At 69.7% G+C, this 20,586-nt stretch carries 20 protein-coding genes and 1 riboswitch; of the genes, 18 read left to right on the top strand and 2 right to left on the bottom strand.

Going from position 1 to position 20,586, the window contains the following annotated elements:
• Positions 1 to 28 precede the first annotated feature (28 nt).
• The 14 genes from ACFVY3_RS12550 (at position 29) to ACFVY3_RS12485 (ending at position 12,523) form a co-directional block, all read left to right on the top strand.
• Positions 29 to 1,198 carry a flagellar hook protein FlgE gene (locus ACFVY3_RS12550; protein ID WP_400159961.1) on the top strand — a complete coding sequence of 390 codons (1,170 nt, stop codon included), beginning with the start codon at positions 29 to 31 and terminating at the stop codon, positions 1,196 to 1,198.
• A gap of 222 nt (positions 1,199 to 1,420) precedes the next feature.
• On the top strand, positions 1,421 to 1,708 hold the full coding sequence (locus ACFVY3_RS12545; RefSeq protein ID WP_290258747.1) for a flagellar FlbD family protein: 288 nt from the start codon (positions 1,421 to 1,423) through the stop codon (positions 1,706 to 1,708).
• A gap of 4 nt (positions 1,709 to 1,712) precedes the next feature.
• Positions 1,713 to 2,534, top strand: a complete 822-nt coding sequence (locus tag ACFVY3_RS12540) for a motility protein A (RefSeq protein WP_290258745.1) — start codon at positions 1,713 to 1,715, stop codon at positions 2,532 to 2,534.
• Positions 2,531 to 3,400: a flagellar motor protein MotB gene (locus ACFVY3_RS12535; RefSeq protein WP_400159960.1), complete on the top strand. Its 870-nt coding sequence runs from the start codon at positions 2,531 to 2,533 to the stop codon at positions 3,398 to 3,400. Before ACFVY3_RS12540 ends, ACFVY3_RS12535 begins: the two co-directional genes overlap by 4 nt.
• A gap of 58 nt (positions 3,401 to 3,458) precedes the next feature.
• Positions 3,459 to 4,346 carry a flagellar motor switch protein FliM gene (locus ACFVY3_RS12530; RefSeq protein WP_400159998.1) on the top strand — a complete coding sequence of 296 codons (888 nt, stop codon included), beginning with the start codon at positions 3,459 to 3,461 and terminating at the stop codon, positions 4,344 to 4,346.
• On the top strand, positions 4,343 to 5,071 hold the full coding sequence (gene fliN, locus ACFVY3_RS12525) for a flagellar motor switch protein FliN (protein WP_290258742.1): 729 nt from the start codon (positions 4,343 to 4,345) through the stop codon (positions 5,069 to 5,071). Before ACFVY3_RS12530 ends, fliN begins: the two co-directional genes overlap by 4 nt.
• On the top strand, positions 5,072 to 5,656 hold the full coding sequence (fliO, locus tag ACFVY3_RS12520) for a flagellar biosynthetic protein FliO (RefSeq protein WP_400159959.1): 585 nt from the start codon (positions 5,072 to 5,074) through the stop codon (positions 5,654 to 5,656).
• Positions 5,653 to 6,522 carry a flagellar type III secretion system pore protein FliP gene (fliP, locus tag ACFVY3_RS12515; protein WP_400159958.1) on the top strand — a complete coding sequence of 290 codons (870 nt, stop codon included), beginning with the start codon at positions 5,653 to 5,655 and terminating at the stop codon, positions 6,520 to 6,522. The genes fliO and fliP overlap by 4 nt, the downstream gene beginning before the upstream one ends.
• On the top strand, positions 6,519 to 6,794 hold the full coding sequence (fliQ, locus tag ACFVY3_RS12510) for a flagellar biosynthesis protein FliQ (RefSeq protein WP_290258740.1): 276 nt from the start codon (positions 6,519 to 6,521) through the stop codon (positions 6,792 to 6,794). Before fliP ends, fliQ begins: the two co-directional genes overlap by 4 nt.
• A gap of 1 nt (position 6,795) precedes the next feature.
• Positions 6,796 to 7,554: a flagellar biosynthetic protein FliR gene (locus tag ACFVY3_RS12505; protein WP_400159957.1), complete on the top strand. Its 759-nt coding sequence runs from the start codon at positions 6,796 to 6,798 to the stop codon at positions 7,552 to 7,554.
• Positions 7,554 to 8,636 (top strand): EscU/YscU/HrcU family type III secretion system export apparatus switch protein, encoded by a 1,083-nt coding sequence (locus tag ACFVY3_RS12500; protein WP_364138786.1) that lies wholly within the window; start codon positions 7,554 to 7,556, stop codon positions 8,634 to 8,636. Before ACFVY3_RS12505 ends, ACFVY3_RS12500 begins: the two co-directional genes overlap by 1 nt.
• 40 nt (positions 8,637 to 8,676) lie before the next feature.
• Positions 8,677 to 10,725: a flagellar biosynthesis protein FlhA gene (locus tag ACFVY3_RS12495; RefSeq protein ID WP_377973073.1), complete on the top strand. Its 2,049-nt coding sequence runs from the start codon at positions 8,677 to 8,679 to the stop codon at positions 10,723 to 10,725.
• On the top strand, positions 10,703 to 12,163 hold the full coding sequence (locus ACFVY3_RS12490; protein WP_400159956.1) for a hypothetical protein: 1,461 nt from the start codon (positions 10,703 to 10,705) through the stop codon (positions 12,161 to 12,163). Before ACFVY3_RS12495 ends, ACFVY3_RS12490 begins: the two co-directional genes overlap by 23 nt.
• Positions 12,164 to 12,172: 9 nt before the next feature.
• Positions 12,173 to 12,523 (top strand): carbon storage regulator, encoded by a 351-nt coding sequence (locus tag ACFVY3_RS12485; RefSeq protein WP_400159955.1) that lies wholly within the window; start codon positions 12,173 to 12,175, stop codon positions 12,521 to 12,523.
• Here the strand turns inward: ACFVY3_RS12485 and flgN are convergent.
• Entirely contained in the window at positions 12,520 to 13,041 is a 522-nt protein-coding gene (flgN, locus tag ACFVY3_RS12480; RefSeq protein ID WP_400159954.1) for a flagellar export chaperone FlgN, read from the bottom strand. The two genes, ACFVY3_RS12485 and flgN, sit on opposite strands and share 4 nt — an antisense overlap.
• A gap of 216 nt (positions 13,042 to 13,257) precedes the next feature.
• Here flgN and ACFVY3_RS12475 point away from each other — a divergent pair, with 216 nt between their 5' ends.
• Together ACFVY3_RS12475 and ACFVY3_RS12470 are read left to right on the top strand one after the other, a co-directional pair.
• The gene (locus ACFVY3_RS12475) at positions 13,258 to 14,076 is read left to right on the top strand and encodes a sigma-70 family RNA polymerase sigma factor (RefSeq protein WP_290258733.1); all 819 of its coding nucleotides are present in this window, start codon (positions 13,258 to 13,260) and stop codon (positions 14,074 to 14,076) included.
• 122 nt (positions 14,077 to 14,198) lie between these two features.
• Positions 14,199 to 14,681 carry a Dps family protein gene (locus tag ACFVY3_RS12470; protein WP_400159953.1) on the top strand — a complete coding sequence of 161 codons (483 nt, stop codon included), beginning with the start codon at positions 14,199 to 14,201 and terminating at the stop codon, positions 14,679 to 14,681.
• Between the two features lie 131 nt (positions 14,682 to 14,812).
• On the opposite strand, the gene ACFVY3_RS12465 is transcribed toward ACFVY3_RS12470, so the two are convergent.
• Positions 14,813 to 16,375, bottom strand: a complete 1,563-nt coding sequence (locus ACFVY3_RS12465; protein ID WP_400159952.1) for an MFS transporter — start codon at positions 16,373 to 16,375, stop codon at positions 14,813 to 14,815.
• A gap of 67 nt (positions 16,376 to 16,442) precedes the next feature.
• Here ACFVY3_RS12465 and ACFVY3_RS12460 point away from each other — a divergent pair, with 67 nt between their 5' ends.
• Both ACFVY3_RS12460 and gcvP read left to right on the top strand, forming a co-directional pair.
• Entirely contained in the window at positions 16,443 to 16,982 is a 540-nt protein-coding gene (locus tag ACFVY3_RS12460) for a TetR/AcrR family transcriptional regulator (protein WP_400159951.1), read from the top strand.
• 474 nt (positions 16,983 to 17,456) lie between these two features.
• A riboswitch (glycine riboswitch) is annotated at positions 17,457 to 17,554 on the top strand.
• 158 nt (positions 17,555 to 17,712) lie between these two features.
• Positions 17,713 to 20,586, top strand: coding sequence for an aminomethyl-transferring glycine dehydrogenase (gcvP, locus tag ACFVY3_RS12455; protein WP_400159950.1), 2,874 nt, complete (start codon positions 17,713 to 17,715; stop codon positions 20,584 to 20,586).

Genomic DNA, 20,586 nt, shown 5'->3' with positions numbered 1-20,586 from the left:
AGCTCTTCCCCGTAGAAAGGCAGTTCCCATGCTCCGCTCGCTGTACTCCGGAATCTCCGGCCTCCGTGCCCACCAGACCATGCTCGACGTCACCGGCAACAACATTGCCAACGTCAACACGGCGGGCTTCAAGTCCTCCACCACCCAGTTCCAGGACACCCTCTCCCAGATGACCCAGGGTGCCTCCGCACCGCAGGGCCAGACCGGCGGCAGCAACCCGGCGCAGATCGGCCTGGGCGTCCGCGTGGCAGGCGTCAGCACCAATTTCTCCCAGGGTTCTTCGCAGAGCACGGGCCGCGCCACGGACATGATGATCTCCGGCGATGGCTTCTTCATCACGAACAAGGGCGGCCAGCAGCTCTACACCCGCGCCGGGTCCATGACCTTCGACGCCAACAGCCAGCTTGTCAGCCCCGACGGCGGCATCCTGCAGGGCTGGACCGCTAACGGCGGTACCGTGGATCCGGCCGGTCCGATCGGCAACATCACGCTGAACCCGAACACCATGGTGGCGACGCCCACGAAGACCGTCACGCTGGACGGCAACCTGCCCAGCGACGCCGCAGATGGAACCTCCCTCCAGCGTGTCGTCAAGGTCTACGACCCCAGCGGGGCCGAAAGCACCCTGACCCTGAACTTCTCGTTCGATAAGACCGCAGGCAAGTGGAACGTCGCGGATGGGGCCACTTCCATCGGTTCCATGACCTTCTCCGCCGATGGGAAGCTGACCTCGGGGGGAACCCTGACCAGCGCCGGCGGCCTGAAGATCGACCTCTCCAAGGTCTCGGGCTACGCCACGATGAACTCCCTCACCGTCGCGGGCCAGGACGGCGCGCCGGTCGGCAAGCTCGAATCCTTCACCCTCGGCAACGACGGATCCCTCATCGGGTCCTTCAGCAACGGCACCAAGCAGGTGCTCGCCAAGATCGCGCTGGCCAAGTTCACCAACCCGGCCGGCCTGGAGAAGGCCGGCGGTTCCTCCTACGTCGCCACCGCCAACTCCGGCAACGTCCAGCTCGGCGCGGCGGGGGACCCCGGCGTCGGCACCCTTGCCGGCGGCTCCCTGGAAATGTCCAACGTGGACCTCTCCCAGGAGTTCACCAACCTGATCGTCGCCCAGCGCGGCTTCCAGGCCAACGCCCGCATCATCACCACCTCGGATGAGGTCCTGCAGGAGCTCACCCAGCTCAAGCGCTAGCACCGCCGTCGTCGTTGCCCTGTCACTTACCGCGGCCACACCGGCCGGATAACAGCCGTAGGTGACAGGGCAACGCGGGCTGCCGGGTGGATAAGTGCCCGGGGGAGCGGGGTCCGGGAACGCCCCTGCCTAACGAACGGGCACCGCCGGCCGACAGTGAAGGGAGAACACCCGTCCCGCCTGTCCGCCCCGGCCAGGCCGTCCCCAAAGCAGAATCGGCCCATGATCGTCGTCACACGCCTCAACGGAACGCGCTTCGCGGTCAACCCGGACCTGATTGAACGGATCCACGAGAGCCCGGATACCCATCTGGTCACGCTCGACGGCGCCGCCTACGTGGTGCTGGAAAGCCTGGCCGAAGTGGTCGAACTGATCGCCGACTACCGCGCCTACGTGTTGAGCAAGGCCCGGGACTTTCCCGCGGTGACCGGCTATCCGCTGAGCCTGGTCCCGGACGCGGAGACGGACGACGACGCCGGCTCGCCGGACCCCGAAGCACCGAGGAAGTAAGCCCATGGATCCCGCAACAATCATCGGAATACTCCTCGCCTTCGGTGCCGTGATCAGCATGGTGTTCATCGAAGGCGGCAACATCACGTCGCTGCTGCTGCCCGGGCCCATGGTCCTGGTGTTCGGCGCCACCCTGGCCGTCGGCCTGGCCGGCAACACGCTCAAGGACGTCATCCAGGCCTTCAAAGCCGTGCCGGCAATGTTCATGGGCAAGACCGCCAAACCGCAGGAAAGCATCGACCAGATGGTCCGCTTCGCGGAGAAGGCCCGCGCGGAGGGCCTGCTCTCCCTCGAGGAGGAGGCCGCCAGCCTCAAGGACCCGTTCCTCGCCCGCGCCCTCCAGAACATCGCCGACGGCACCGACGCCGAAGACCTCCGCGTGCAGATGGAGGACGAGATCGACACGAAGACCCGCAGCGACCATGCGTCCTCGAAGTTCTTCGCCAGCCTGGGCGGCTACGCCCCGACCGTGGGCATCGTCGGCACCGTCGTCTCCCTGACCCACGTCCTCGAGAACCTCTCCAAGCCGGACGAACTCGGCCACATGATCGCCGCGGCCTTTGTCGCCACCCTGTGGGGCCTGCTCTCCGCGAACTTCATCTGGCTGCCCTTCAGCTCCCGCCTGGCCCGGCTCTCCGAACTGGAAATCGAACGCATGACCCTGGTGATGGAGGGCATGCTGGCCGTCCAGGCCGGTGCCCAGCCCCTGCTGCTGGCCGAACGGCTCCGCTCCATGGTGCCCGAACACCAGCTCAAGAGCGCCGGCTCCGGCAAGAAGGCCCCCAGCGGCGACGGGCTGGCCGCCAGCCTGGACGACGCGGCGTGAGTTCCCGCCGTCGCGGGCGCAAGAAGCCCGAGGCACACCACGTCGACGAACGCTGGATGGCCTCCTACATGGACATGGTCACCGTCCTGATGTGCCTCTTCATCGTGCTCTACGCCATGTCCACCGTGGACGCGAACAAGTTCGAAAAGCTCCGCAACTCCCTGGCCACCGGCTTCGGAACGGTGGCCACCCAGACGGTGGACACCGCGGAAGGCACGGTGGTGCCGCCCGACTTCGTCGACAAGAACCTCGAGGCCTTCGCCGCCGCCTCCAGCCCGGCGTCGGCCCCAGCCTCCACGCCTCCGTCCATTCCCGCGACCGCCCCTGCGGACCAGGCCCAGCAATTGGAGGAAGCCAAGAAGGAAGTGGACCGGCTGCGCGCCCTGCAGGAGAAGATGAAGGCCGGCCTCTCCGCCGCCGGACTGACCGAGAACGTCGAGTTCCAGATCGACCAGCGCGGGCTGACCGTGAAGCTGATCGGTTCGCAGGCCTTCTTCGCCCCGGACCGGCCCGAGCTGACCGACCGCGCCACCCAGGTCCTCAAAATCATCTCGCCCATCCTCGCCCCGGCCGGGCTGGAGATCATGGTGGAGGGCCACGCCGCCAACGGCATCACCGCCTACCCCTCCACCTGGGAGCTGTCCTCCGCCCGCGCCGTCAACGTGCTGCGCTTCATGGTGGACCGCGGCAGCATCCCGCCCGAGCGGATCGGCGCCGTCGCGTTCGGCTCGGCCCGCCAGGTCAACGACGACTCCACGCCGGAGCTGATGGAACGCAACCGCCGCGTGGACATCGTGGTCCTCTCGAACGAGCCGGAGACCGTCCGGGCACTTATCCCCGAGGCACTGAAACTCACCGAGAAATAGGCGCCGCCGCAGCCTTACCGGCCCGGTTCCCTTGCCGATAGTGGCATCCGTGAGTGTTATGGATGAACGGGAAGTGGCACGGGAGCGGACCGTCAGCGTCTATGACTTCCGGCGTCCCGCGACGCTGGCGCGTGAGCACAGCAGGGTCCTGGAGCTCGCCTTCGAGACTTTCGCCCGGCAGTGGGGCACCCAGTTGACCGCCAAGGTGCGCGTCAAGTCGGTGGTTCGGCTCGAGGACGTGCGGATGCAGAGCTACGACGAGTACGCCGCGTCCCTGCCGGCGGTGACCGCCATGGTGCTCTGCGCCGTGGACACCCAGGACTCCAAGCTGGTGGTCCAGTTCCCCGCCCCCGCGGCCCTGGGCTGGATCAACCGGATGCTGGGCGCCTCCACGGACACGGCCATGCCGGACCGGAAGTTCACCCAGATCGAGCAGGCGCTGGTCAAGGGGCTGATGGATGAAGCCCTTGAGGACCTCGGCTACTCGCTGGGGCCGCTGCTGAGCGAAGCCATCAAGGTGGACACCGTCCAGTACAACTCGCAGTTCGCCCAGGCCGCCGCGCCGAGCGAGCTGATGATCGTCGCCGCGTTCATCATCAACGTCGGCAACATCAGCGCTCCCGCCACCCTGGCCGTCCCGGCGGCGCTGCTGCTGGGCCGCTTGAAGAAGGTCAACCCCACGGACAACCGCGGCGACGCCGCCGCCAGGGTCAGCTCCCAGCTGGAGCGGGTCCCGGTGGAACTTTCCGTCCGGCTCGCCACCTCCTATGTCACCCCCAGCCAGGTCCTGGGCCTCGCCGTCGGCGACGTGCTGACCCTCCCGCACCTGGAAAACCGGCCCTTTGACCTGACCCTGGACGGTACGCGGCTGGCAACGGCCGCCCCCGCCCGCAACGGGTCCCGGGCCGCTGCAGTCATTGTCACCATCGAGGAGAACCACCAATGAGCATGACCCTGACCAAGCACGAATCGTCGGCGGAACGGCTCGTCGAGGAGCTGCCCAGCCCGGTGGCCCTCAAGGTAACGGCCCTCGTCCCGGCGCGGGCCGCCGCGGCGTACGCCCGGCAGGCCGTCACCGCTACCTTCGTCGGATCCGTCACCGCGGACCTGGCCCTGATGCTCAGCGACCGCACCTTCCTGGACGAGGCGGCGGGCGGGATGGCCGGCGGCCGCGGCGGCGTCGTCTCCGTCACCGACGTTCTCCGCCCCGCGATGGAGGCCGCCAGCTCGGTCTTCGGCGCCGGGGTGCTCTCCGACCTGCGCGAATCGGATGCCTCCGGCCTGCTCACGGACCCGGACACGGCCGTGTTTGAACTCTCCGACGGCACCAACCCGGCCGCCTGGTTCGCCGTACGCCTGCGCGAGCACGGCGGCGGGCAGGACCGCGGCGGCGACCTCTTCGGCGGCGGCGACACCGTGGCCGGCCGCCTGGGCCGCATCAACAACATCGAAATGGCCCTGACCGTGGAGATCGGCCGCACCCGGATGTCCGTCCGGGACGTGCTCTCCCTCGAGCCGGGCAAGATCATCGAACTTGACCGCTCGGCCGGCGCCCCCGCCGACGTCCTGCTCAACGGCCGCCTGATCGCCCACGGGGAGGTCGTGGTCCTGGACCAGGACTATGCCGTGCGCATCACCCGGATCCTCGACGTGGCCGAGGGACTTAGCTGAATGGACTCGCTGATCCTTGGGCTGCGGGTAGTCGTAGCCCTGGGCGCGGTGCTGGGCCTGATCTGGGTGCTCCAGCGCCGCCTGGGCAAGGGCCCGGGACGACGCCGGGCTGACGCCACCCTGAGCGTGGTGAGCCGCCAGAGCGTGGGCCAGCGCGCCTCCGTGGTGGTGGTCGACGCCGGCGGGAAGCGCTTCCTGCTGGGCGTCACCGACCACGCCGTCAACGTCCTGCACACCGGGGAGATCCCGGAGGAACCGGCTGAGGTGGCCGACGCCGAACCGCGCCGCGGTGCCGCCGGCGCCTTCGCCCAGATCCTCGCCGCCACCGGCGCCGCCGGAGCCACGGGGGCCGCCGGCGCAACGGCCGCGCCCGGCGCAACCGCCGCGCCCGCTCCCGTCCCCGGCGTCCCCGCCGCGGAGCTCCCGCTCTCCCGCCGCAGCTCCATGCACCGCGACGGCCACCCCCGCACCGCCGCCGGCCGCCCCACCCCGGGCACCACCCACCCGCCGCTGCACGGGTCGATCCTCTCCGGATCGACCTGGAAGCAGGCCGCCGCCGCGCTCAGGAGCGGACGCCGCAATTGATCCGCCCGCTCACGTCCTCCACGCTCCAGCCCGCACCCGCCGCCGTCGACCGCTTCCAGAAAATCCTGGCCCTCGGCCTGGCCGCCGTGCTCCTGGCCATCCTCATCCTGTGGCTCAACGCCGCCGCCGGCCACGCCGCGCCGGTGCCGCCGACGCCCCCGGCAACCCCCTCCGCCCCGGCGAGCCCTGACACCGGCAGCGTCAACATCGAGATCAACGGCATGGACGGGAAGCCCTCCAGCGCCGTCCTGACCCTGATCGGCATCACGCTGCTCTCCGTGGCACCGGCGCTGCTGCTGATGATGACCTCTTTCACCAAGATCTTCGTGGTGCTGGCGATGACCCGGAACGCGCTCTCGCTGCCATCGATCCCGCCGAACCAGGTCCTGGCCGGGCTCGCCTTGTTCCTCTCAATCTTCGTCATGTGGCCGGTCATTAACGAGATGAACACCACCGGCGTGCAGCCCTACCTGAACGGCACCATCGACTTCAACGGCGCGCTCAGCGCCGGTTCCGTGCCGCTGCAGCACTTCATGCTGGCGCACACCCGCGAGGAGGACATCGCGCTAATGACCCGGGCCGCGGGGATGGAGAACCCCGCCAATCCGGACGCGGTGCCGCTGCAGACCCTCATCCCGGCGTTCATGATCTCCGAGCTGCGCGCGGCCTTCATCATCGGCTTCGTCATCTTCATCCCGTTCCTGGTCATCGACCTGGTGGTCTCCGCCGCCCTGATGTCCATGGGCATGATGATGTTGCCGCCGGTCATGATCTCGCTGCCGTTCAAGATCCTGCTGTTCGTCCTGGTGGACGGGTGGGGCCTGATCATCACCTCGCTGATCCAGAGCTACGCGGGATCCGGATGAACGCCAACGCCGTCCTGGACATCTGCCTCCAGGCCATGATCGTCGCCGCCAAGCTCTCCGCCCCGGTGCTGGTCACCGCGCTCGTGGTGGGCCTCGCCATCTCGCTGCTGCAGTCCATCACCCAGCTGCAGGAAGCCACGCTGTCCTTCGTGCCCAAGCTCGCCGCCGTCGCCGTGGCCCTGCTGGTCTGCGGCCACTGGATGATCACCGAGATGGTGTCCTTCACCAACGACCTCTTCGCCAAGATCCCCGGCCTGCTCGGGGGCATGTGAGGTGGGCATCCCGATCGACCAGACCTGGCTGGAAGTCCTGCTCCTGGCGAGTGTCCGGATGACCGCGTTCCTGGTGGTGGCACCGCCGTTCGCGCACGCGGCCTTCCCCGCGCGGATCAAGTCGATGCTGGGCGTGGGCCTCGGCCTGGCCGTCACCAGCCGCGTCTCCGGCGGCTACACCGCCAAGGACACCGCGGGGTTCTTCACCGCCGTGGTCCTGGAGCTGGCCACCGGTCTGGTCCTGGGCTTCCTGGTGCTGCTGGTCTTCGCCGCCGTGCAGTCCGCCGGCAGCCTGATCGACCTCTTCAGCGGCTTCCAGATGGCCCAGGCGTTCGACCCGCAGATGATGGTCAACGGCGCGCAGTTCACCCGCCTGCTGCAGATGGCTGCCCTGGCCCTGCTCTTCGCCTCCGACGGCTACCAGCTGGTCATCGCCGGACTCACCGGCAGCTTCACGGCGCTGCCCCTGGCCGGCGGCCTCGACCTCGCCCAGCCCGTCCAGGCCATGACCTCCGCCGTGACCGGGATGTTCCTGGCCGCGGTGCAGATTGCCGGGCCCCTGCTGGTGGTGCTGTTCCTCGCCGACGTCGGACTGGGCCTCCTGACCCGTGTGGCGCCGGCGCTGAACGCGTTCTCGCTGGGCTTCCCGCTGAAGATCATGCTCACCCTCTCGCTGGCCGCCTTCCTGTTCCTGGCGCTGCCGCGGATCGTGTCCACCCTGGCCGGGCAGGCCGCCAAGACGGTGCTGGGGGTGGGCTGATGGCTGATTCACAGGAGAAAACCGAGCAAGCCACCGACAAACGGATGCGGGAGGTCCGGTCCAAGGGCCAGCTGTCCCGCTCGCAGGACCTCACCGCCTGGCTGGCCGTCGGCGCGGCCGCGGTGATGATCCCCGCCACCATCCAGAGCGGCGCCAACTCTGCCGTGGACCAGCTCTTCAGCGTCCGGTCCGTCATGGCGGACCCGGACCCGGCGAAGGCGCTGAAGGCCCTCACCGACGGACTCGGCTCCGTCACGGGCATCATCACCCCGATGCTGGTGGTGGTGTTCCTTGCGGTGCTGATCGGCTCCGCCCTTCAGGGCGGCATCCACGTCAAGAAGTTCAAGGTCGACTTCGAAAACTTCAACCTGCTCAACGGGCTCAAGCGCAGCTTCGGCACCCAGGCGCTCTGGGGCGGGGCGAAGGCGCTGCTCAAGGTCGCCGTCGTCGGGCTGGTGCTCTACTCCGTGGTGCAGGGGCTGATCCCGGTGCTGCTGACCGCCGGCGGCCTGCCGGTCTCCGGCGTCGTCGCGGCGGCCGGCGGCGGCGTCGCCTCGCTGGTGCAGTTCGCGGTCTTCGCCGGCATCGGCCTGGCGGCGGTGGACTTCTTCGTGGTCATGCGCCGGAACCGCAAGAAGACCCGGATGTCCAAGAAGGAAGTCCAGGACGAGAACAAGAGCAGCGAGGGAGACCCGCTGATCCGCTCCCAGCGCCGGGCACGGCAGCTGGCGATGAGCCGGAACCGCATGATCGCCGCGATCAGCGACGCCGACGTCGTGCTCGTCAACCCCACGCACGTCGCCGTCGCGCTCAAGTACGAGCCGGGCAAGTCCGCCCCGCGCGTGGTGGCCAAGGGCGCCGGCCACGTCGCGGCCCGCATCCGCCAGGAAGCGGAGGACAAGCGGGTGCCGATGGTGCAGGACATCCCGCTGGCCCGGGCCCTGCACGGCGCCTGCGAACTGGGCCAGGAGATCCCGGTCGATTTCTACCACGCCGTCGCTGGCGTCCTGGCCTTCGTCATGTCGCTCAAGGCCCGTGGCTCCGCCGCCGGGCTGCACCGGATGGCGGGAGCCACACTATGAACCCTCGTTGCTGCGCACGCCCCAGTGAAAGGACCGCGTCATGAACAACAGGCTCGCCCGGCTGGCGGTGCCCATCGGCATCGTGGGCATCGTGCTCCTGCTGGTGGTCCCGGTCCCGGCACCGCTGCTCGACTTCCTGATCGTCTGCAACATCCTGCTGGCGCTGCTGGTGCTGCTGACCAGCATGTTCGTGAAGAAGCCGCTGGACTTCTCCGTCTTCCCCTCGCTGCTGCTGGTGGCCACCCTGTTCCGGCTGGGCCTGAACGTGGCCTCCACCCGCCTGGTGCTGGGCAACGGCTACGCCGGCCAGGTCATCGAGGCCTTCGGCAAGGTCACCGTGGGCGGCTCCATGATCATCGGCGCCGTCGTCTTCCTGATCCTGGTGGTCATCCAGTTCGTCGTCGTCACCAAGGGCGCCGAGCGCGTCGCCGAGGTGGGGGCCCGCTTCACCCTCGACGCGATGCCCGGCAAGCAGATGGCCATCGACGCCGACCTCAACGGCGGCCTCATCACGGACACCCAGGCCCGCGCCCGCCGCGCCGAGGTCTCCGCCGAGGCCGACTTCTACGGCGCCATGGACGGTGCCTCCAAGTTCGTCAAGGGCGACGCGATCGCCGGCATCATCATTATCATCATCAACTTCGTTGGCGGCATCGCCATCGGCATGCTCCAGCGCGGCCAGCAGATCGGCGACGCGCTGGGCACCTACGGTCTTCTGACCATGGGCGACGGCCTGGTCACCCAGATCCCGGCGCTGCTGATGGCGGTCTCCACCGGCATGATCGTGACCCGGTCCAACGCCGAGGCGGACATGGGCCGGACCGCGTCCACCCAGCTGCTGCAGTCCCCGAACGCCCTGATGATCGCCGGCGTGGCCGCGATGGCCATGGCGCTGATCCCCGGCATGCCGCCGCTGCCGTTCATCCTGGTGGGCGCCGGCCTGGTGCTGGCCTCGCGCCGCACCGTCGCCGCGCAGCGGCAGGCCGCCCGGGCCAGCGAGGCAGAGGCCGCCGCGCTGAGCGCCCCCGAACAGGACCCGAACGAGAAGCTGCTCGAGGAGATGCGGATCCACCCCGTGGAGATCCTGCTGGCCCCGGACCTGGTGGACATGGTCTCCGGCGCCTCCGACGACCTGCTGGCCAGGGTCCGGTCCCTCCGGCACAAGATCGCCATGGACCTGGGCCTGGTCATCCCGCCCGTGCGGACCCGCGACAGCGTGGACCTGCCCCCGGCCACCTACGCCATCCGCATCGCCGGCGTGGAGGCCGGGAGGGGCAGTGCTCCGGCCGGGCAGATGCTGGCCCTCGGCGACTCCCTGGAATCCCTGCCGGGGGTGGCGATGATCGAACCGGTCTTCGGTCTGGCCGGCAAGTGGATCCCCGCCGAGATGCGGCACAACGCGGAAATGACCGGCGCCACCGTGATCGACCGCGTCTCCGTCCTGGTCACCCACCTGTCCTCGATCGTCACGGCCAACGCCGCCCGGCTGCTATCCCGCGAAGACGTCCGGGTCCTCACCGAGGGCGTGCGGAAGCAGAGCCCGTCCGCCGTCGAGGAACTCACCCCCGCGCTGCTCTCCCTCGCCGAGCTGCAGCGGGTCCTGCAGGGCCTGCTGGACGAGCAGGTCCCAATTAACGACCTCGCCCGGATCTACGAGGCGCTCACGCTACGCGCCAAGGTCTCCACCGATCCGGAGTCCCTCGTCGAGGCGGCCCGCCAGTCCCTGGGCCCCGCGCTCACCGCCCGCTTCATGGACGGCCCGGTGCTCAACGTGATCATGATCGACCCGCTGCTGGAGCAGTCCATGCTCGAGGACATGCGCCCCGCCGAAGGCGGCAGCCAGATCGTCATGGGCCAGGACCGCCTCGACGCCGTGCTCCGCTCGGTCCAGAACGCCATGGACTCCGCGGCGGCTGCCAACCGGCAGCCCGTGCTGGTCTGCGCCCCCGCCCTCCGCCCGGCCATCCACCGGCTGATGGGCGCCCAGCCCGGGTCCCTCCCGGTGCTCTCCTACCGGGAGGTCACCTCCGCCAACGTCCGGATCGAGACCGTAGGAGTCGTGCGCCATGCCGAACCGCTATCGGCTTAAGGGAGCCTCGCTCGAGGAGATCCAGGCCAAGGCCCGGGCCCAGTACGGTCCCGCGGCGCGGATCGTCTCGGCCGAACGCGTCATCAGCCCGGGCATCGCGGGAATGTTCGCGGCCAACCGCTACGAGGCGGTGGTCGAGCTGCAGCCGCGGCACGACGTTGTCACGGGTGAGGTGGTGCCCGACGCCGACGTGCTGAACGCCGACGGCGATGGCACGCCGGCTACCGGAGGCGACGGTGTCCCGGCGGCCCCGGCGCCGGCGTCCGATCCGTCCTCGCCGTCGGTGCCGGCCGCTCCGTCCATGCCGGGCGCCCCGGCCGCTGTACCTCAGCCGGCGTCGACGGCGCCTGCACCGACCCCGTCCGCCCCGGCTGCCGACGAGCCCGGCCGCAAATCCCGCCGCAAGGCCGCCAAGGCGGCCAAGGCCGGCCGGGCAGCGAAGACCGACCCCGCCGCCTCCGCCACGCCGGCCCCGCCGGGGGGCGCCCCCCCGGGGCCCGCCGCTTCTGCTACCGCCCCCGGCGAGCAGGCCCGGGTATCCGCCCCCGGCCACGCCCTGCAGGGCGACGCCATCGCGGCCCTGCTGGCCGAGGCAGATGCCGCCGAGATGACCATGCACCGCCCGGCCCAGCCGGCGCTGTCCACCGAGACGCCCGGCTTCGCCGAACTGCTGAACCAGCTCGGCTCCGGGCTGCAACCGCCATCGGCCCCCGCCGCGCCGGCACCCGCACGGGCGCCGCAGCCGGCCGGCGCACCCGCCGGAACCGCGCCCGCCGGAACCGCGCCCGTCGGAACCGCGCCGGGCGCCGCGACAGCCGGTGCCCGCACCGCCGCCGTGAGCCTGCTCGGCCCCGCCGAACCGGCCGAAAATGTCCGCCGGACCGAGGAACGGTCCGAGGCACCCGCGGCCCCAAGACGCATCCCCGCTCCCGGCCCACTGCGCGGCACCGGAGACCTCGTGGTCCTGGTGGGCCTGGGCGACGACCCGCTCGACACGGCCCTGGACATGTCCATCGCCGCCGGCGGCGCGGACGTGCGCACCGCGGGCGAGCTCAGTGCCTACGGCCACCTGCACCTCGACGGACGCCAGAGCGCGACGGCGGCCCGCGCCCACGCCGTGGAAACCGAACAAACGGTCATCGCGGCCTTCGGCCTCGGCAAGGGCCGGCACGCGCTGGCCCGGCTCCAGGCCCTCGCGGCCCTTTCCCCGGACCAGGTCTGGGTGGTGGTGGACGCCGGCCGGAAAAACGCGGACACCGCCCGCTGGATCAACCTGGTCCGGTCGCGGCTGGAGATCGACGCCATGGCCGTCGTCGGCGCCGCCTACACCTCCTCGCCGGAAACCGTCGAGGCACTGAACATCCCGGTGGGATGGATCGACGGGAAGCCGGCCGGTCACCCGCTTCCATGGGCCGCCGCAGACGGCAGCGAAGGGTAGATTGAGAGCATGCTGGTACTCACACGCAAGCCGGGCGAACAGATCATGATCGGCGACGGCATCGTCATCACTGTTCTGGAGGGCCGCGGCGACGGCGTCCGGATCGGCATCGAGGCACCCCGCGGCGTCCCGATCCAGCGCCGTGAAGTCATCGAGGCGATCGCCGCGGCGAACCTCGCGGCCGCCCAAGCGGGAGCCGACGACGGGTCCGGCACCGAGGACGCGCTGCGCGGCCTGCTCGCGCCGGGCCCCGCACCCGCCACGCCGGTGCCGTCCGCACCGGTCCCCGCCTCACCGGCACAGTCCAACCCCGCCACACCGGCATCCGACGCCGAACCCGTTGCCGGAGCCAACGGCTAGAGCGAGTTCGCGTCGTCCCCGAGGTACTGGGCCATCAGCGGCTGTGCGGCGCGCCGGGTGATGGTCAGGGCACGTTCGATGTTGGCGGCCAGCGTCAGCTGGTCGAGCATCGCCTCGGCGCTCGCGGCCGCCGGCGGTTCAAGCCCCAGGAGTGCAGTTTCGTTCGTTGCGGAGGCAGCGGCGAGCCGCCGGAGCAGGGCCCGCAACCCGTTGAGGTGATCTTGAAGGACCGTGGGCCAGGCGCCGGGCGGCGCGGCGGCGATCAGCTCTACTAAGGTGGCCTGCGCCGGGAGGCCCCACTCACCGGCCACGGCCGCGGATTCGACGTTGCGGGCCAGCGCCTCGAAGCGGAGCCGGTCCAGCACGGCTTCGATTTCGGAAGAGGTGAAATTCAGCCAGGCGAGGTTGCCGGCGGCCAGATGGAGGCGCTGCGTTTCGAGCCGGAACAACAGCAGCTCAAGCTGCCGGCGTTCCTGCCACAGCGCCGCCGAAAGATCCCCCGCACCCATGGGCCCCATTCCCTTGCCATCCCGGCCGTATGACGGCTTTCCGCATTTTCGGCCAAGCTTTTTCCTGAGGGTACACGCAGATTCCGGATCAGGTGATAGGTTTCGATCTGGGTGCTGCACCCGACCGTCGAAGACCGACTCCCATGGGGGGAGCACGGGGCCGTTTGGGGATGCGGCTTCCGCTGTTTTACAGCTCCTGAACCGGTCTCATGGGGGGACACACTATTGAATCGCGTGGAACGCAACGAGATGGTCACTCAGCACCTTCCGCTGGTTGGCTACCTCGTCTCAGATTTGTGCTCGAAGGCGTCCCACCTCTCGCGCGATGACCTGGCGTCGGCTGGTGCCGTAGCCCTGATTACCTCGGCCGATTCCTTCGACCCCGAGCTCGGGGTTCCCTTCGGCGCGTTCGCCCGCCGCCGCATCCTCGGCGCATTTGCCGACGAGATGCGTGCCTCTGACTGGGCGACGCGCTCGGCACGCCGCCGGATCAAAGAGACCATGTCGGTTCAGGAGACCCTGGCCTCCGCCCTCGGACGGACCCCCACCGTCGACGAGATCGCCGCGGCCCTCGGTGTCCAGCAAAGCGTCGTGGAGGCAGCGCTCGCGGATGCCTCGCGCACCCTCACCCCGCTGGACGACGCCGTCGTCGACACCCTGGCCGCCGAAACGCTGTCTCCGGAGAGCTCGGTCCTGGCCGACGAGCGGCTCCAATACCTGCGCGCCGCCGTGAAGTCGCTGCCCGAGCGGATGCGCTACGTGGTGGAGGAGATCTACTTCGGCGACCGGACCGTCAAGGACCTCGCCGCGGAACTCGGCTCCACCCACGCCGCGGTATCCCAGCAGCGCGCCGAAGCCATCCGGCTGATGCGCGACGGTCTCACCGCGCACTACGCCGACGACCCGGACCGCGGCTTCGAGCCCGAATCCCGGATCACGCCTCGGCGCCGCAACGACTACCTGGCCCAGCTGTCCGAGGCCACCGCCGGCGGGATCACGCGGGCGATATTCCCGCAGGGACCCGCGCTGAATCAGGCCGTTTAGACTCCGAATCCAGCTTAGTAAGTTCACTTACTAAGCTTATCGTGAAAACCCTCCCTGCCGTCTCCTGCCTGCGGTAGCGTCTGTGGCATCAGCCCGTCCAGACGCTCCACCAAGGAGGATTCATGAAAGCAACACCCACCCTCGCAGGAAATATGCAGGCCGTGCTCGTGGACCTGATCGAACTCCACGTCCAGGGCAAGCAGGCGCACTGGAACATCGTCGGCACCAACTTCCGCGACCTGCACCTGCAGCTCGACGAGATCATCGACGCCGCCCGCACCTTCGCGGACGAGATGGCCGAGCGCATGCGGGCCCTGCACGCCCTCCCGGACGGCCGCAGCTCGACGGTGTCGAAGACCGCCGCCCTGCCCGAGTTTCCCACCGGCCTGATCAACACCAAGGACGCGATCGAGAAGATCGTGGCCGCGCTGGAGGCCGCCGTCGGCACCATGCGCAAGGTGCACGACGAGGTGGACGAGGAGGACCCCACCACCGCGGACCTGCTGCACGCCTTCATCGCCAAGCTCGAGCAGTTCGCCTGGCTGGTCAACGCCGAAACCATGCGGGCCACGGCCTCCGTCACGACGGCGGACGCCGGCAAGTAAACCGAAGGACACAGTGCAGCGTCCGACGTCGGGAGTCCCGGCGTCGGACGCTGCCGTTTTTGGGCCGGTGCAGGGCCGCTGGTGTCCCTTTGGGGCGCCCGAGTCAGTGAGCGTGAGTGAACGGACCCGGGTCAGTGGGCCCGCGGCACCCGGCGGAGGACGACGGCGGCCAGCACCGCGGCGCCGGCCATCAGGATGAGCGCAATCGCCGCGGTGATGTGGACGCCCGAGTCGAATGCCGCGCGGGCGGCGGTCATCACGGCGTCGGCCAGGGGCCCGGGCAGGGTCGCGGCGAGTTCCGCCGCGCCAGCCAGGGTCTCCCGGGCTTGGCCGGCGGCAGCCGGGTCGGCCTGGGGGAGGCCAGCCGGCAGGATCAGATTCCGCTGGTAGGACGCCGTCAGGATGGAACCCAGCACGGCCGTGCCCAGCAGCGAACCGACCTCATACCCGGTCTCCGAGATCGCGGACGCGGCTCCCGACTTTGCGGCCGGGGCCGCACCGAGGATCAGGTCGTTGGAGATGGTCTCGGCCGCCCCCACACCCAGGCACAGCACTAGCAGCGCGGCCAGCAGCATCGCCGGCCCGGAACTGTGGTCACCGAAGGCCACCAGCGCGTACCCGGCGGCGCTGAACAGCAGGCCGCCGGCGACGACGAACCCGGGCCGGACCTTCCGCACCAGCGGGACCACCAGCAGCCCGGCCGCCACGGTCGCGGCCAGCGCGGGCACCATCGCCAGCCCGGACTCGGACGGCGTCTGCCCCTCCAGGAGCTGGAGGTGCTGGGCAAGGAAGAGGATGAAGCCGTTGTAGGAGAACAGCGCCAGGACGTTGGCCGTGATGGCCGTGCTGAACACGGGATTGCCGAACAGGCCCAGGTCCAGCAGGGGAGCGGTGGTTGCGCCCGCGGCAAGCCTGCGCTGCCGCCGGACAAAGGCGTACCCCATGACCAGCCCCGCGCCGAGGGCCGCCAGCGGCACCGGACCGGCGCCCTCCACGGCCAGCATCTTGATGCCATAGACGGCCGGCGCCATTGCCAGCATGGACAGCGCGATGCTGGGCAGATCCACCGGCCCGGGGTTCGGGTCGCGGGATTCCGGAATGAAGGCGGGGCCAAGGACCAGCAGCGGCACGATGATGGGAACCGCCATCAGCAGCACCGCGCCCCACCAGAGGTGCTCCACCAGCCAGCCGCCCAGGACCGGCCCCAGGGCCGCGCCGCCGGAGAAGCCCGCGGCCCAGATGGCCACCGCCAGGCGGCGCCGGTTCGGCTCAGGGAAGATGTTCCGGATCAGGGACAGCGTGGAGGGCATCAGCATGGCCCCGAAGAACCCCAGTGCCGCACGGCCGGCCACCAGCCACTCGGGGCCCGGGGCGAATGCCGTCGCTGCGGACACCGCCGCGAAGCCGGCCGCGCCGGTGAAGAGGAGCCGCCGGCGGCCGATCCGGTCCCCGATGCTGCCCATCGCGACCAGCAGGCCTGCGAGCACCAGCGGGTACACGTCGACCATCCACAGCAGCTGGACGCCGGTGGCATTTAGGTCCCGGGCGATCGCGGGCAGGGCGAAGGTCAGTGCGGTGTTGTCGACCGCCACCAGGAGGACCGGGAACATCAGCAGCGACAACGCCAGCCAGTCCCGCCACGGCGCCCGGGAGCGCGTCGCGGGACTCGCGGCAAGAGGAAGCAGGGTCTTCATCCGAATAACTGTACCGTCTGGACGGTATAGTTAAGAAATCCGGCATCCACCGGGCATGATGGGAGCCATGCCCAGGAAACCCGTCGCCCGCGAGGCCGTCCTCGACGCCTTCGAGTCCCTGCTCATCGCCGAGGGGGAGCGGGCCGCCACCCTCGACGCGGTGGCAAAGCGGGCCGGGGTCTCCAAGGGCGGCTTGCTGTACCACTTCCCGAACAAGGAGGCCATGATCGCGGTCCTCCTGGAACGGCTGGACCTGCTGCTGGCCGAGGACCTGGCCGCCATGGCCGCGGCGCCGGAGGGCGCCGCCGCCTACTTCATTAGGTCCTCGGTCTGGGCTGATACCGCCCTGGACCGGGTTTTCGTCGCGGCCACCCGGCTCGCCGAGGTGGCGCACGCCGAGACCCTGCGCCGCATGGCCGGCGTGCAGGCCAGTTGGCTGGAACTGCTCGCCGCCGACGTCGGGCCCGGAATGGCCAAGGCGGTGCTCTACATGGGGGACGGGCTGTATTTCAATGCCATGCTGGCCCGCAGCGCCGGTGCCACGCCGCTGGCGGTGGACGACGACGTCGAGAGCCTCCTCGCCGCCGTCGACCGCCTCCGCCCCTAAACGACGCTCCCTCACGTCCGGCGTCACTCCAGCGGACGCTCCCTCACGTTCGGTGCCTCTCCGGCGGACGCTCCCTCACGTCCGGTGCCTCTCCAGTGGACGCTCCCTCACGTCCGGTGCCTCTCCGGCGGACGCTCCCTCACGTCCGGTGCCTCTCCAGCGGACGCTCCCTCACGTCCCGCGCTCATTTGAGGGATGCACCCGCATGTCGGGTGAGCGGGCGGTCTGGAAATAACCTCCGAACCTGAGGGAGCGTCGTGGAAACGTGGACCGGAGGTGAGGGAGCGTCGCAGAAGATCGGGCTGAACCTGAGTGAGCGTCGTGGAAAAGTGGGGCGGACGTGAGGGAGGGTCGCGGGAAATCGCGCCGAAAGTGAGGGAGCGTCGGGCGGGGAGAAATGAAGTTTGCGGACGTGGGCTCCGGCATAGGACAATGAATGCTGTGACCATGGTCACGAGCAACTGAATATGCCTTTGATCTGCGGCGGGAGAGTCCTGCCAGTGGTACACGCAGGCGCCGTAGGAGCAAATCCTCCCCAGGAATCTCTCAGGCCCATGTACCGCCGCGGCGAGGCCACTCTGGAAAGCAGCGCGCCACATGTCCCCCCGGGATACCGCGCTCACCGACGGTGCAAGCGGGACCCCGCCAAGGGTCGCGCGGAAACTCTCAGGTCCAATACAGAGCGGGGAGGAACCCGAATCACTGCGGCGTACCCTGCGCCGCCTTAGTTATGGAGTTCCTTGTGACCGTTACCTCAGCCTCCACGTCCTTCGTCGACAGGCATATCGGCGCCCGCCGCCAGGCCGACGTCGAGACCATGCTCAAGGCCGTCGGCTACGACACCGTCGACGCGCTCGTTGACACCGCCGTTCCCAAGGACATCCGTCAGGACTCCGGCCTGGCGCTGACCGCCGCGCTGAGCGAGGTGGAGGTCCTGGCCGAGCTGCGCAAGCTCGCCGCCAAGAACAAGACCGCCGTGCAGATGATCGGCCAGGGCTACTACGACACCGTCACCCCGGCCGTGATCCGCCGCAACATCCTCGAGGCGCCGGCCTGGTACACCGCCTACACGCCGTACCAGCCCGAGATCTCCCAGGGCCGGCTCGAGGCCCTGCTGAACTTCCAGACCATGGTCCAGGACCTGGTGGGCCTGCCGATCGCCAACGCCTCGCTGCTGGACGAAGCCACCGCCGTCGCCGAGGCCGTGCTGATGATGCGCCGGGCCAACAAAAATAAGGACGCCCGCGACGGCAAGACCGTCATGGACGCCGACTGCCTCCCGCAGACCATCGCGATCGTCAAGGGCCGCGCCGAGGCCCTCGGCTTCGAGGTGGAAGTCGCCGACCTGTCCAAGGGTCTCCCGGAGGGCACCATCAACGGCATCGTGCTGCAGCAGCCCGGCGCCTCCGGCCGCGTCTTCGACCACTCCGCCGTCATCGCCGAGGCCAAGGAACGCGGCGCGCTCGTCACCGTCGCCGCTGACCTGCTGTCCCTGACCCTGATCACCCCTCCCGGTGAGCAGGGCGCCGACATCGCCGTCGGCTCCGCCCAGCGCTTCGGCGTCCCGCTGTTCTTCGGCGGCCCGCACGCGGCCTACATGGCCGTCCAGAAGGGCCTGGAGCGCTCCATGCCCGGCCGCCTGGTGGGCGTCTCCAAGGACTCCGCCGGCATCCCCGCCTACCGCCTGGCCCTGCAGACCCGCGAGCAGCACATCCGCCGCGAGAAGGCCACCTCCAACATCTGCACCGCGCAGGCGCTGCTGGCCATCGTCGCTTCGTTCTACGCCGTCTATCACGGCCCGGACGGGCTCAAGGCCATCGCCGAGACCACCCACGGCCACGCCCGGACCATCGCCGCATCGCTCAAGGCCGCCGGCCTGGACGTGCTGCACACCTCGTTCTTCGACACCGTCACCGTCTCGGTGCCGGGCAAGGCCGCCGAGATCATCGCCGCCGCCGACGCCAAGGGCATCAACCTGCGCGCCATCGACGCGGACACCGTCGGCATCTCCGCCGATGAGGCCACGACGACGGCGATCGTCGCCGACGTCGTCGCCGCCTTCGGCGCCAGCGTGGCCGACCCTGCCTCAGGCACGGATACTGCCTTCGCCCTGGACGCCGCCGTCGAACGCAGCTCCGACTACCTTCAGCACCCGGTCTTCAACACCCACCGCTCCGAGACCCAGCTGCTGCGCTACATCCGCCGCCTCTCGGACCGCGACCTGGCCCTGGACCGCACCATGATCCCGCTGGGCTCCTGCACCATGAAGCTGAACGCCACGGCCGAAATGGAGGCCATCTCCTGGCCGGAGTTCGCCTCCATCCACCCGTTTGCCCCGGAATCCCAGACCGCCGGCTGGCGCGAACTGATTGATGACCTCGAGGCCCAGCTGACCGAGATTACCGGCTACGACCAGGTCTCCATCCAGCCGAACGCCGGATCCCAAGGCGAGCTCGCCGGCCTGCTGGCCATCCGCGGCTACCACCTCTCCCGCGGCGACGAGCAGCGCAACGTCTGCCTCATCCCGGCCTCCGCGCACGGCACCAACGCCGCCTCCGCGGTGCTCGCCGGCATGAAGGTCGTCGTCGTCGCCACCGCCTCCGACGGCACCATCGACCACGCCGACCTGCAGGCCAAGATCGAGGAGCACAAGGACGCCCTGTCCTGCATCATGATCACCTACCCGTCCACGCACGGCGTGTACGACGCCGACGTCCGCGAGGTCTGCGACGCGATCCACGCCGCCGGCGGCCAGGTCTACATCGACGGCGCCAACCTCAACGCCCTCGTTGGCCTCGCCCAGCCGGGCCAGTTTGGCGGGGACGTCTCGCACCTGAACCTGCACAAGACCTTCTGCATCCCGCACGGCGGCGGCGGACCCGGCGTCGGCCCGGTCGCCGCCAAGGCCCACCTGGCACCGTTCATGCCCGGCAACGCGGCGGACCCGGCCAACGGCGCGGACGGCACCCCGATCTCCGCCTCGCGCTACGGCTCCGCTGGCGTCCTGCCCATCTCCTGGGCCTACGTGAAGCTCATGGGCGGCGAGGGCCTGACCGAGGCCACCAAGTCGGCGCTGCTCGCGGCCAACTACATCGCGGCCCGCCTGAACGACTCCTTCCCGGTGCTCTACACCGGCGAGGGCGGCCTGGTGGCGCACGAGTGCATCCTGGACCTGCGCGAACTCACCGCCAAGACCGGCGTCACCGCCGAGGACGTCGCCAAGCGCCTGATCGACTACGGCTTCCACGCCCCCACCCTGGCGTTCCCCGTGGCCGGAACCCTGATGGTCGAACCCACCGAATCCGAGGACCTCGGCGAGATCGACCGGTTCATCACCGCGATGATCGCCATCCGCGCCGAGATCGACCAGGTCGCCCACGGCGACTTCACCGTCGAGCACAGCCCGCTGCGCAACGCCCCGCACACCGCGGCCGCGGCCATCAGCACCGACTGGGACCGCTCCTACTCCCGCGAGCAGGCCGTCTTCCCCGTCCACACGCTCAAGCAGGACAAGTACTTCCCGCCGGTCGGCCGGATCGACGGCGCCGCCGGCGACCGCAACCTGATCTGCTCCTGCCCGCCGCTGTCCGAATTCGAAAACTGA

This window comes from Arthrobacter sp. BPSS-3 (genome assembly GCF_044628475.1).
Taxonomy (GTDB): Bacteria; Actinomycetota; Actinomycetes; order Actinomycetales; family Micrococcaceae; genus Arthrobacter.
This window is presented reverse-complemented; position numbering and strand designations above follow the sequence as displayed.